This is a genomic window from Neobacillus niacini (assembly GCF_046591715.1).
GTDB classification, from domain to species: Bacteria; Bacillota; Bacilli; order Bacillales; family Cytobacillaceae; genus Neobacillus; species Neobacillus niacini_L.
This window is the reverse complement of the sequence record NZ_JAWVNQ010000006.1, coordinates 19,549-32,491: the sequence shown is the minus strand read 5'-3', so window position 1 is coordinate 32,491 and position 12,943 is coordinate 19,549. Positions and strand designations below refer to the sequence as shown.

Annotated in this window: 11 protein-coding genes and 1 pseudogene; 5 read left to right on the top strand and 7 right to left on the bottom strand. The window is 36.0% G+C overall.

Translation table 11 applies throughout. The features are described from left to right. Positions 1 to 53 precede the first annotated feature (53 nt). Positions 54 to 170, bottom strand: a pseudogene (locus tag SFC47_RS16040) (DUF5661 family protein); the annotation flags it as partial. A gap of 76 nt (positions 171 to 246) precedes the next feature. Continuing rightward, a complete protein-coding gene (locus tag SFC47_RS16035; RefSeq protein WP_411255315.1) occupies positions 247 to 852 on the bottom strand; it encodes a DUF4352 domain-containing protein in 606 nt (201 codons plus the stop codon). Positions 853 to 1,382: 530 nt separating this feature from the next. Here SFC47_RS16035 and SFC47_RS16030 point away from each other — a divergent pair. The 5 genes from SFC47_RS16030 to SFC47_RS16010 all read left to right on the top strand — a co-directional run bounded on the left by SFC47_RS16030 (position 1,383) and on the right by SFC47_RS16010 (position 3,500). Continuing rightward, a complete protein-coding gene (locus SFC47_RS16030) occupies positions 1,383 to 1,640 on the top strand; it encodes a hypothetical protein (RefSeq protein ID WP_411255314.1) in 258 nt (85 codons plus the stop codon). A 12-nt stretch (positions 1,641 to 1,652) separates the two neighbouring features. Continuing rightward, the gene (locus SFC47_RS16025) at positions 1,653 to 2,099 is read left to right on the top strand and encodes a conserved phage C-terminal domain-containing protein (protein ID WP_411255313.1); all 447 of its coding nucleotides are present in this window, start codon (positions 1,653 to 1,655) and stop codon (positions 2,097 to 2,099) included. Beyond that, positions 2,092 to 2,346 (top strand): hypothetical protein, encoded by a 255-nt coding sequence (locus tag SFC47_RS16020; protein ID WP_411255312.1) that lies wholly within the window; start codon positions 2,092 to 2,094, stop codon positions 2,344 to 2,346. Before SFC47_RS16025 ends, SFC47_RS16020 begins: the two co-directional genes overlap by 8 nt. A 295-nt stretch (positions 2,347 to 2,641) precedes the next feature. Further along, positions 2,642 to 3,040 (top strand): (deoxy)nucleoside triphosphate pyrophosphohydrolase, encoded by a 399-nt coding sequence (locus SFC47_RS16015; RefSeq protein ID WP_411255311.1) that lies wholly within the window; start codon positions 2,642 to 2,644, stop codon positions 3,038 to 3,040. Between the two features lie 25 nt (positions 3,041 to 3,065). Further along, positions 3,066 to 3,500, top strand: a complete 435-nt coding sequence (locus SFC47_RS16010; protein ID WP_411255310.1) for a very short patch repair endonuclease — start codon at positions 3,066 to 3,068, stop codon at positions 3,498 to 3,500. 343 nt (positions 3,501 to 3,843) lie between these two features. Here SFC47_RS16010 and SFC47_RS16005 read toward each other — a convergent pair whose 3' ends face one another. The 5 genes from SFC47_RS16005 to SFC47_RS15985 all read right to left on the bottom strand — a co-directional run bounded on the left by SFC47_RS16005 (position 3,844) and on the right by SFC47_RS15985 (position 12,820). Continuing rightward, the gene (locus SFC47_RS16005) at positions 3,844 to 5,541 is read right to left on the bottom strand and encodes a DNA cytosine methyltransferase (protein ID WP_411255309.1); all 1,698 of its coding nucleotides are present in this window, start codon (positions 5,539 to 5,541) and stop codon (positions 3,844 to 3,846) included. A 303-nt stretch (positions 5,542 to 5,844) separates the two neighbouring features. Beyond that, positions 5,845 to 7,659, bottom strand: a complete 1,815-nt coding sequence (locus tag SFC47_RS16000) for an AIPR family protein (protein ID WP_411255308.1) — start codon at positions 7,657 to 7,659, stop codon at positions 5,845 to 5,847. Then, positions 7,656 to 8,684, bottom strand: a complete 1,029-nt coding sequence (locus SFC47_RS15995) for a PD-(D/E)XK motif protein (protein ID WP_411255307.1) — start codon at positions 8,682 to 8,684, stop codon at positions 7,656 to 7,658. Before SFC47_RS15995 ends, SFC47_RS16000 begins: the two co-directional genes overlap by 4 nt. 22 nt (positions 8,685 to 8,706) lie before the next feature. Continuing rightward, positions 8,707 to 11,343 (bottom strand): Z1 domain-containing protein, encoded by a 2,637-nt coding sequence (locus tag SFC47_RS15990; RefSeq protein ID WP_411255306.1) that lies wholly within the window; start codon positions 11,341 to 11,343, stop codon positions 8,707 to 8,709. Position 11,344: 1 nt separating this feature from the next. Continuing rightward, positions 11,345 to 12,820, bottom strand: a complete 1,476-nt coding sequence (locus tag SFC47_RS15985; RefSeq protein ID WP_411255305.1) for an ATP-binding protein — start codon at positions 12,818 to 12,820, stop codon at positions 11,345 to 11,347. Positions 12,821 to 12,943 lie beyond the last annotated feature (123 nt).

Here is a 12,943-nt window from a genome sequence, read left to right as displayed (position 1 = left end):
AAAAAATTGAATACTTATAGGAGCTGTTCTTTTCATTCTTGTACCCAATCAGATTATTTGTTCCAATAAGCTTTTGCTTCTTCTTCAAGCACCTTTAATCTTTTGTAGTAATCAGGAAACTCGTTAAGATGGGCCAAAGCGATTTTTCCAGTCATAATCGGGTCATCGCCTGTAACATTTGTTTGGCTGGATACTTAAAAAGGGCTAGCACCACTATCAGTAGTGTCTAACCCCTAATTAATTCGTTTATTGTAAAGTGATTATTTCGGTTTCAGTACCAAAAAGTCCAGTCTGAACTTGTAATTGCAAGTCAGAAGCGGCTGCAACGTCTGGCGCAACATCAAAGACTACAAAACCTTTAACCTCGGAATCAGGATTAACCTCTTGCAGGAAAAAGCTGTTTGTAATGGTTCCATCTTCTCCTTGGTTAGCAGACATACTCGCTGATGAATCTGCTTCGTAGGTTTTTTCTCCACGTTTTAATTTAAAGAAACTGCTATCCACTGTAACGGCTTCATTGCCGCCATTTTTCAGAGTAACTTCAATCACTACAAATTTTTGAGTAGCTTTTGTGGGTAAAATAGAAGGTCCTACTTGATCTTTAACCTCTTTCGATGAAATGATATATGTCATATCTCCAACTGGTACTGTTTCTCCAATTTTAAATGACTTTTCTTCTTCTTTTTTAGAAGGGGCAGTCACTGGAGCTGCTTTTTCTTCTTGTTTCTCTGAGCCTTTTTCTGTGCTTGTTGAATCATTACCATTTGAGAGAACAGAACCAATAATAATTACAGCCAGAACCCAAACCCACCATCTTTTGTAGAATGGTTTTTTTACTTTTTCTTTTGCCATTCTCTTTCCCCCTATTTATAATTTTCAGTATCCTTGTACTACTATCGTCATGGTATCACAACCATATTGATCGAACTATTAGATATATTTCAACCATATTTAACTATTGGTTAAGATCTAGTATTTACAATATGTAAGGGAGAGACATGAAAAAGGATCTGGATCTGAAAGCGGAACACAAGTACAATAGGACCTTATGTTACGATTCTGCATCAGGATAAAATGACCAAATTGATAGGACATCCTGGGGTATAGATAGATTCAGAGCGGCATGTAGAAATACCCTCGTTGACCCAAGCAATACCAAAGATTTCTTCAATAGAATACTTCAAAGATTACTTCAAAGATAAAATAATATGTCTCCTCCTCTATCAATTATTAATCAAGCCAAAATAGGTTTTTGAACCTGTCCATTTTCCTCTTTTATTTATATATAGATGTTGAAGGAACTTTAACCAATCGGGTGACTGCTCGGGTCTGACGGTACAATCAAGGTTCCCTTATTAAAGTTCAGTAGAGGAGAGATTCAGTTGAGTAAGTTATTAATCAATGAAAGTCCAGTTATGATTATTCCTAGTTTGGCAGTTAAGATTGGTGTAAATGAGGCAGTGGTCTTGCAGCAAATCCATTATTGGCTAAGGATCAGCAAGCATACGATCGAAGGGAGAACCTGGGTTTACAATACATATGAGGAGTGGCAGAAGCAGCTGCCGTTTTGGTCAGTGAGTACGATTAAGCGCACTATTCGCTCGCTAGAAATGCTAGGATTACTTCTATCAGAAAATTAGAATCAAATGAAAATGGATAAGACAAAATGGTATAGCATTGACTATGAAAAGCTGAAGGAGTTCGAAGATACCCTTCCTGATACTCGGAATCAGCCTGTTGAGGAACCTGCACCTAAGGAGGAATCAGAAAAGAGTATCGAATCCACTGTCCATTCTTACGAGAAAAAAGAAATTCCCTATGCTGAAATCATCAGTTATTTGAATGAGAAGACAGGAAAGAGCTTTAAACTAAACTCAATTAAAACGAGGGAACTGATTCATGCCAGATATGGCGAAGGCTTTACGCTTGAAGATTTTACGAAAGTCATCGATTTAAAGGCAGCGGATTGGCAGTCTGATCATATTTGGAATAAGTTCCTGCGGCCGGAGACCTTGTTTGGGACAAAATTTGAATCGTATCTAAATCAGCAGAATGATAAGAAGAGAATGATTATGGAGGATTTTAACTTAGATGAATAAAAAGGAGCTTTATACGTTGATGGCCCTTATTCAAGTTTATTATGATAAGTTTCATTTTGATCAAAAGAAACTGGATGCCTGGTATATAGTCCTCCAGAAGTATTCTTATGAACGTGTGCATGAGAAGCTATTAGATTTTGTGCTAGATTCGCCACATGCGCCAAAGATTAGTGATTTAGTCAAAACCTATGGGCGATATATTCCTAGTGGGTTTGACAGCCCTATAGACGAAGGGGAGGATTGGTAATTCAAAAAATCCAAAAATACTAGTTAATCAAACGTTTGATTAGTTTGGCAGGACCAGTCATACCAAGGCTTTTTTGGATTTAATCAAACGTTTGATTAGTTTTCCTAATTAAAAATCCCCTTTACATAGGTGATAATGTTGGTAGCTAGCTGCGCGGAGTTTTTCCTGTAACAATCATTAGGACACAAGTAATTTGTGATTCATAATAAAAATGAAACGCGATGACTTGAAACAAAAAAATTTGTAAAAAATGTTAATGTGATAAGTGGTGGTTTTACGCTCTAGGAGGATCCTATTGAAAAAAATTGTGAAAGTTGTAGAAGCCATTATTGAAAATGAAGAACATGAAATTCTATGCGCCCTCAGGTCCCCTAATATGACTATGCCAAATATGTGGGAGTTTCCAGGTGGAAAGGTAGAAGTTAATGAAGATATCTATTCTGCATTAGAAAGGGAAATTGAGGAAGAACTAGGGTGTAGGATTGTAACAACTGGAGAAGTATATAATGAGAACATTCATGAATATGAAGCGTTTATTGTTCATCTTATATCGATCAAATGCAGCGTCATTGAGGGAGCTCCAACACCAAGTGAGCATTCTAAGTTAATTTGGCTGAAGAGACAGAACTTAGATTCACTTACATGGGCACCCGCGGATGTTCCTATTGTAAACATTTTAAAACTAGAAGAATAATTTTTCTGCATTTTGGATGGTGGATATGGCAGATAACTTGACGAAGGAACAGAGAAAAAAGAACATGAGAGCAATAAAGTCTCAATCTGCACTTGAAAATAAAGTCACGAAAGAACTTTGGAAGATGGGATTTCGCTTTCGTAAAAACGCAAATTTATTTGGTAAACCAGATATCTCTATAAAGAAATATAAGATCGTTATCTTTATTGACTCTTGTTTCTGGCACTGCTGCCCTATTCATGGGAATATGCCAAAATCAAACAAAGATTATTGGGAAAAGAAACTGGAGAGAAATAAATTAAGGGATATTGAAGTGAATCACTATTACTTTGACAAAGGATGGAAAATCCTGAGGGTATGGGAACACGAAATAAAAGAAAGTCCTATAGAAACAATAAACCTTATCAGCGATTTTATACGTAGGAATAATAAAAATATCATTAAGAAAGAAACGTTGTGAAATATTAATAATAATAATACCTTACAATTCTCTATCCTAAATAGCCCCATAGACTGATAGCTTCGGGAGCTTTTTCCTATTGTGAATAACCCAATTCACAATAGGAAAAATTCGAACAAAAAATCTTTTAAACCGGGGAAAACCATGTTAAATTCTCTCCAACGCAACTCCTTTCATGCTAGTTTCTCAACAAATTCAGGTATAAAAGTAGTGGGATGATTGCTTGTATTTTTTTGTCCACTAATTGTGTTTAAACCCCAACAAATATTATAGAGCCATAAAGATATGATATTAAAAAGGGAGCCAAAAATTAATTGGCTCCCTTCAAATCACACTATAGTATTTATTGATATACCTCTTGAGGCTTTATAGTATCTCTAATCTTTTCATTTAAATTTATCCCAAGTGACTCTAGTAAACTTTCAGCAACAAACCTGGCCATTAAAGGAGGAACCGCATTCCCCACTTGCTGATACTGTGAATCCTTCGGTCCGTAAAATTTATAATTATCTTGAAATGATTGCAATCTTGCTGCTTCTCTAATACTAATAGCTCTATCTTGCTTAGGGTGTATCCACATCGACTTTCTCACATTGACCACTGTCTCAGAAGGCTGGTTATAGTCAAGTCTCCTGTAAATCGTGTTTTGGGTTCTGCTGTGATCAGTGTATGTTCCCTTCAACGAATCATCAAGGTTATGGAAGTTCTGCCCAGCTGTTAAAGCTTTGAATCTTTTTTGAGCCATTTCCCTTGATTCCGTTCGTACATGATTATATACAATATTACTGTTATTGATTAGGTATTGGTTTAATACATTGCCGTTACTAGGGATTGTCCTAATTATTTCGTCTTCAGTCACATTTGTCGTGGGTGGTAGATTCTCCAAATCAGCAATGGCATCACTTATCTTATAGAAGTCTTCTTTCTTCTTAAATAATGGTTCTGGAATTTTTACTGATTCACCCACTAATTCGTTCTGTAAAACCCCTATTAGGATAAGCCTTCTTCTCTCTTGCGGCACCCCAAAACTAGCAGCGTTAAAAATTTGATTATCCTCATCATTCAACTCATATCCTAAGCTTGAGAGTTTGGCCCTTATATATTTAAATACATTAAAAGATTTAATATGGACCTCAACACTATTATTAACAAGTCTTATTTCATCCAGAATAATTTTAAAGTTAATTAGTTCAGATATTTTGTTAATGACTTTTTGAGTTTCAAGAATATCTTCCAATAGGTTAGTAAATTCATATATATTAACTTCATTGTTTCTCAGTATTTCTCTTAAAGTTTCACCTAAAACGTTCCAATTTAGTTTATATGAATCATCCCAATATTTCTGATGAACTGTTTCCCACCTATTGCTTAATAATTTCTCAAAATATCTTTTATTTGTTTCTTTATTAAAGAAGTCTAATATTTCGCTAACTGAGTTCTTCTTAGCTTTCCTTAATAATGAATTGAACTTCGATAAAACTTCTATGTCTATCAAATAACGAGATAAATCTATTTTTTCTTGATACGCATTTTTCAAAAAGGTTATTAATACCTCTGCATTATTTGTTAGAGTGCCTATTTTTATTTGCTCATCGGCAGGAATAATATCTAATTTCTCTAATTCTTTTTCATAATTTTCACTTAAAAAGAACTTATGCTTATCAGAAACAATGGATTTAACATTTTCCATAACAAAAGCTTTTGGCCTTATTTCTTCTATCGCACGAATGTACTCTTTAACAAGCTGGTTATTGGATGAAATAAGAGTGTTCTTTTGCCGATTGGCATTTGAAAATCCCTGGCAAGGAGGTCCGCCAATTATAACATCAATATTTCCAACCTCCTGCATTAATCTCTGATAATCAATTTTAGTAATATCTTCTAACATTTTCACATTTTCATGATTTTCTTCATACGTTTTTTGTGCATTTGGATTAATTTCTACTGCAACTTTTACTTTAAATTTATTCGTTTGTTCAAACCCGTTGCTGAGTCCGCCAGCACCTGCAAAAAGATCCATCACTTGTAGTTTATCCGTCATATTCTCACTCCTACAAGAAGAATTCTTCTTGATATTTATAAAAATTTCCTTTCAAATCAGAAAGGATCCTTATACATTTATAATAATCGAACGAGTGTTCTATTTCAAATTTTAAGCTGATAACTAGTCAATTATATCACCAAAACTATTAAAAATGTATGTACCTTTTCAAATGGAAAATTAATAATAATATTCTCAAAGGTACGTTAACTCCTGCAGCAGCCTGGATCATGATTCTAAAAATAAAAGTAAAATGGAAAACACCCTAATCCTCCAATAACCAAGAAAAGGGTGTAATTCTTATTATATAAGATTCTTCAATTCATTCGTACACTCATCCTTAAACTGTATCCAGCAGGCCTCCTGCTTTGCCCATTGAGTAACGTTTCTTTCTCCAGCCGAATCTCTAAGGAAGGAAAGTGTTTTATCTGCCATAATTCGGATGACTTCATCCCATTTATCCGATAGAGACTGTTTCTCCCAAACCTCTACTAAGTCGATCTTTTCACCGTACAAATGATTTAGCATGGAAGTTGTATAATAAATTACATTTGCCTTATACCCTCTCAGCTTCATTTCATCTACTATTTCTTGTACTCGTTTATTTATGATCGACCTGGCTATTAATTTTTGGTAAACAGATAAAGTCATTTTTGTTTGATCTTTTTCTGACTTCCAGAAGCTTTTGTTTAAATCCATAAACTTTTTAAAGGCTTCTTCTCCGCCCTTACTAGAGATATGGGGATAGCCCTCCCAAGAAACAAAGTGTTTTGCGATATCAACTTTCGTCAGCACCTTATCTTTTGGATATTGCTTCTTAAAGTCTGTTTGTTCCTTACCGCGTTTTCTTCGGTTGATATCAACCATATATTGACCCCTGGCACGTTCGAAATACCATTTATTCTCAGGTTTTCGGCCATCAAAGACTGGAATCCAAATATTTCGGGAGAATTTCTCTAAATCAGACATAAACCTGGTGTTTGCAAGAAGGTCAGATTTATTAATTTTGTTTTGTGTATTTGCATACTGAGATATTCTTGAAACCATTTCATCTTCCAGGAGATGCTGGTCCTTCATAACGAATTCGTTTGCCTGTAAAATAGTCAGCTTAGCTTGAACATATACATCTTTGAGCGGGATACCTTCTTTATATGCTTGGTGAATAGAAGCTGTCGTCTGCCCGCCATTTACAATCTGCCATCCGCTTAATCTTTTTATCTTATATAAGTTAGCCTTGTTTTCAATCTTTTCAATTTCACCTTCATGAGCAACGGTTGAAATTCCATTATTATATGCCACAAACATTTTTCGCTGAAAAGGATCTCTTAGTGTATCTCGGATTCCTTTGTTTGTACCGCCTCTTGCCTGCAAAAAAGACCTTACATTTCGTTCAACCAGTTTCTGGCCCCATTCATCATAGGCTTTTGCCAAAAGTTCCGCGGATATATAACCAACATAACAGTCAAAATCCTTTAACCCGCTTGTTGGATCTGGAACCAGCATCATATCAAAGGTTTCTCCGAAATCTCTTTCGAAATCAATATAATCCGTCTGAATACCTTGTTCAGCCGTTATCAGAAGCTGAACACGATCTAAATCCCAAACTTGTACGTTAACACTATCAAACCCAGGGATTGTTAGTTCAACCGGTTTGTTGGAGGAATAGTAAGAATTCGTAACTACATATAAATTTACTTCATTAATTGTTTCACTATTTTCCGTAATAAGTTTTGCTAAATCATAGGATTGTAAAGAATGATCAATTGTCTCCATTAATGCTTGTGCATTCGTAATGAACCGTTTTGCTTTATTTGCAATTTCAATAATGCCCGTCATGCTGATGGATAATAAATCATCCTCATTTTGCTCAAAATTGTAATCGACAACATATAAATCTAAAACATTATTCTCTTCATCAAAAGAATAAGCATTTACAGCAATATTTTTTGATGTATCTAAATATGGAGGAAATAAGATTTCAGGCTCATCCGGCCGATCCATAAAACCAATCATTTTATCTAGAAATGGAATTTGATAACTTCCAGCTTTAACAGCCTTTTCCTCTAGTTCCTCCATAAAATCTAATAGAAATTCTTTTCTCTGCTTTGATTCAATCATGATTCCCCATCCACCCTAAAATATTGATAAATGATCTCTTTGTCTTTTTCGAATTCCGAACAATGGGTAAGGTCAATATTATAAGATACATGTGATATTCCCCTTGGAAGATCTTCTTTTAACAACCTTGGAAACGTCTCACCAGCTTCGTAAACCTCTACCTTTTCCACAAAGTATAGTGTATCAGTATATTCTTCTTCTCTAAACCCAAGATCCGTTAAAAAGTCGTTATATATAAGAGCAATTCTTTCTGACCTTGCAGCAATTTTTTTCCTAACCTGAACAGCAAGCTCCTGAAGAGACATTCCATGTGTTTTGCTAGTTTCTAAAAAACACACATACAAATAGATAGTAGCAATTGCTTCAGTCAGTTTTAACTGGTCCTCATTCGAAATTTTTATTGATTTGGTCAGTCTCTCCGAAACAGTCTTTATCTCTAATCCGGACTTACTTCTTTTAAAATCTATCCTGCCTTTAGTAGGTCCTTCCCATTGCTCAATGACCAGCGGAGGCATGTTTGGAAACTTATCCAGCCATTCATTAATAAACCAAAGTTCTCCGAACAATCCCCTTTGCTGCTCATCTGATAGTTTTTTAAAGCCGCCCCTTTGAAAAAAGGTTCTCCATCTATCTAGTACGCCAAAGATTGTTGTATATATGGAGCTTTCCTTATTGTTTAATAGATGATCCACAAGATTTTGCAGTACAGAATCAAAAATTTCCGTATTTTGCTCATCTTCCTGCCTTATGATAAGTAAATAACGGTTCTTTAAGGAGAAAATCTTCTCAAAATACTCTATCTTTATAGATAATCCCCGCCACTTGGGAAGAGCCCGTAATTGTTCTTCTTCCCAGGTTGATTGTCCCAAATCAATATATAGTTGCCGATTAAAATTTCCGGCATCTATTCCTGCAAAAATGATTGGGGCCTCATAGGTAAGGACATTCAGTTTATAAAATTCACTATCGGTTTGGTTCTTAAGCTCTGCAATCATTTCATCAAACTCAGTTTTTAGGTTTACCACAGCGATTCTCCTTTAAATAACACTATTGAACAGTCTTATTTGTCTGGTATACATCTGTCTCATCTAATTCTGTACTCGGAAAAGAAAGAGCAATACCAATCGGAACCAGGGTCTCAGAAAACGGAACATCTAAGTTTTTAAATACCGGGACATTTGGGTTTAAAGGATAAATAAGGAGTAAGCCTTTTTCTTTTGGCCGTCTGCTCCTTTTTTCTGTTCTATCCTTTATATCTTTAATTTCACTTGGATTAATGTCAATGTATTCCTGATTTGGCGATACAATTGCTTTGATATCTATCGTCTCTGTATTATCCGGCATTTTGACTCTTACACCGCGAGAAACAGCGGATGATAAGGTTAATGGTCCAAGACTTACAGGATATCGCCCAGCCCCTGTCCTGTCTCCCGGGTCCCCTTCCACAATAGCTATCGTCCATTTTAAAAGCTCATTATTTTCATTGGCGAGGTTGATATAATCTACTATTCGGCTTGAGTCGACTTTTTCCCCTCCAGAACTCGTTTTATACTCACCTAAATATTCTTTAACAATGCTGGCATCGATATCAGCTGCAACGTAATAATTCGTTTTCCCTTGTCCAAAATTGCTTTTCTCTAAAGAAAGTTTTCCTGCAAGTTTTACTGTTGCAGTCATATTAGTCCTATAAAACTCTTCGTTAGTATCAAAAAGCCTTGTCTGCTGCAGTGTTCCACCATAAATAATACTTGAGGATATTGCATTTCTCATTTTTAGCGGACTCGTTAAAGTCATAGTAGGATGACTTAACATGCGCACCGCATACTCTGATGGTGTTTTCCCTTGATTAGCCAGTCTTTCAAATTCATGTCGAAGTTCAATCATAGCTATTGCCAAGTGTTCGAAATTCGAAGCAATTTCTGCTGAGGTATAGATTCTGCATAAGTCCATATATCCTTTTCTAAAACCAAACCAGCGGCCCATTTGCATAAGCGTATCGTACATTAATGTGTTTCTAAAATAATAGGTAATACTTAATCCCTCGAGTGTCAATCCCCTGGAAAGCTTATCACCGCCAACCGCAATTACATTTAGACCATTTTCTTTATACTGATGATAATCCAGCGCATCTTTGCTGTTCCCGTTAATCTCAAACACCTGAATTGTTTCTGCACATTTTCTGAGCTCCTCATAAACTTCTTCCCATCTGAAAATTGGAATTTCACTAGACCATTCACGAGTTGTCTGCAGAAAATCTTGTTCATAGAGCTCTTGAAATTCTAATAAAACTTTACTTTGCGGATTGTATTGAACTTGATGTGAGATAGCCTCAAAGGTTCTAGATACCTCATCCTTGACGTTTGACTGGACATCTTTAAAGCGCGATGTGTGAATCAACATCGAATTGTGTTTTTTTCGCTGTCCTCTAAGATTCCTAATAGCTATCGTCAGCATAAATGCTAATATTGCTTCTCTCATTTGAGGAGGAACTTCCTCAAACTTATCTGCATCTGACTTTTTCTTGATAATCGTAAAAACATCTGTATCTTCTTCCCGAAGCGGCCTGATTAAACTTGGTCTTGGATCATCCGCATCTTCTTCAACGTTGAAAAACTCTTCTGGTCCGCAGTAATCTTTCGGTTTCGGAAGCCCTACTAAGAAATCCTTCGGATACAAATCATTACCTTCTTCGGCTGTATTCGCATCTGTCCCAATAAGGAGATTAGCAAATGGTGTGGCTGTGTATCCCACATATGCTTTTCTATTAAAGACTTCAAGTATTTGTCTAATCAATCTATTAATTGTTTTTGGATCCTCTTCTTTATTTGGGTCGGATGTATCAACAGAAGCTTGGTCAGCCTCATCATCAATGACCAAAACCGGTATATCCAAATTGAATAAATTCCTATGATATTTCAACTGATCTCTTAGTGATTCTAGGACCGTTTTATTTTTCTTTACCACCATAAGTGTCGGGGAACCCAAATTACTTGGCCCTCTATGTGCTGAACTAATGTCTCTATCAATCGTGGTCCATGAAGAAATAATATGATCCGAATCATTTCCGTAAATTTTAGCAACTCCAACCGGACTTCCTTTTTCATCGGTTCCTATGACCTCTTCATTTAATCTAATCTGAGTCTGGGTTCTTAAATCATTATGGATTCCCGATAAGACAATTATTAATTTATACCCTACATCGTAAGCCTTATTGATTAAGCCAGTAAAATTGGCTGTTTTACCAGATTGAACAAATCCTAACACCAAACCTCGTTTATCAAATGGAGTTGTATCCTTTGGATTTCCCAATGATTTCATCACTTCATTAGTCGTTTCATCAATTGCCTGAACTGATTCCATTGGCCAGTCTTTTATTTTTGTTAAATATTCACGGTAGCGTGTCCAAAAGAAGCTTGCAGCAACCATTTTAGGACTAAACCAACTGAACCCACTAGGCGGCATGATAATAGGTGGTGGTTTAGGAATATCTGCACCAATTTTATATCTCTTATACATTTCCAGTGACCACAATACAAAAGTATCGTCATCTACACTGCCCAAATTTTTTTCTGTAGTCATCCTCGCTAAATTCAGTGCTTGGTCCGCAGCTTCCTGCTGGCTGCTAATGAATGATTTAAGTGTATAGTAGCTTGCTGAAAAGGTTTGTTCAAATAAACTTTTCATATTATTTGTCAATCAAATCTGCCTCCGTTAAGATCATTTTCAGAGTCGCTCTATTTAATCCATCAAATGCGGGCTGTGTTAGCAGTGCATTTAAAAGTTGATCCTGGTCATTAAAAAGATCAAGATTAATCATGGTAGATGCAAACTGGATGATTAGTTCTTTCTGGGAATCCGATACCTCTTGAATAATCTCTTCATCGACCTTTGGAGAATCAATGATATTGCTTGGAGAGCCCAACTGAACAAATTTAAGGTATAGATTTAATAGCTTGGCCGATTCATCATCCAATTTATTAAATAGCTCTCCGAGAATAGGATGATTTCTATTTAATACAAATTGCGGGCCATCATCCCGTCCAGATTGCTCCCATGTATTTAAACTGCCTTTAAAAGTCTGGTCTCCCCTGGTGGTTTGTGTACGGAAGTAAAATATCTCCTTTGAAACCTTTCTGGCAATTGCAGAAATTGTCTCAAGCCTTCTTTTTGCTTCTTCCGGCAGATTAATACCAGACTTTTTTATATCAACCTGCCATTCAGAATCAGCGTCATTAGGCAGGTCAATTCGTACCCTGGCGAGCTGCGAGGAAGCATCCTTCGGAAAAAGACCCATCCAGTCACCAAAGTATAAAAGCCTATTTTCTCTGTATATGTAGAATCCTTGATGATCTCTCCAGCCTTTATAACCGCCTGCACTTTTATACTCTGGTTCAGTCAGATGTGAAGCATGAGGCAGTATAAAATATTGAACCCTTATCCTATTTTCATTTATTCTTATTACCTGCATTTCACCTTCAATGGTATGCCGATGATATCTCATGAAAGGATCCCATGGCGTTATTTTCTTTCCATTAATATACATAGTTAGATTATTCTTTTCCAAGATTGAATGAAAAACGAACTCTAAATGCCTATTGATTCTGGATACCTTATTAAAAAAACTAGTTTCTCTTAACGTTCGTTTCCCCCCATAACCCATAAATCGATCGAGTTTATCGATGCAGACTATTGTTCCATTTTCACCCTCTATTGTTCCCATTTTTTGCTTAACTTCTTCTGGGATGGAGGTAAATAGCTCCCATTTATTTGTTTGTGACACGTGATCCAAATCCCAGCATCTTTCATAGTAGTCACCTTGAAATTTCGTGAGAACACTTAAGCGCTTACCTAATGAAAAAGAAGCTGTCTTTAATCCCATTCCGAACCTGCCAAGTTCGTTAGCCCCTCTTTTTGCACGAGGGTCTTTTGAACCGATATTCATAGCCGTTTGAAGCATCTCTTCATTCATACCCGATCCATTATCAGTTAATGTAATCCAACCGTTTGAATCTCCATAATCAAAATTAATATGTATAACCGATGCTTTTGCATCGAGGCTGTTATCAACTAAATCTGCAATAGCTGTGCTTGCATTGTAACCAATTGATCTTAGTGCATTTATTACTGGTGCAGCCGACGGCTCTGTAATAACAACATTCATATAATAAAAACTCCGTTTCATAATATATATACTTTTTAGTATATCAAATAAATGAGACTGGAAAAGAATTGGTGGATAATCATAAAGATTATTTTTTATTATAAAAAAATGCTTGTCCCTCTT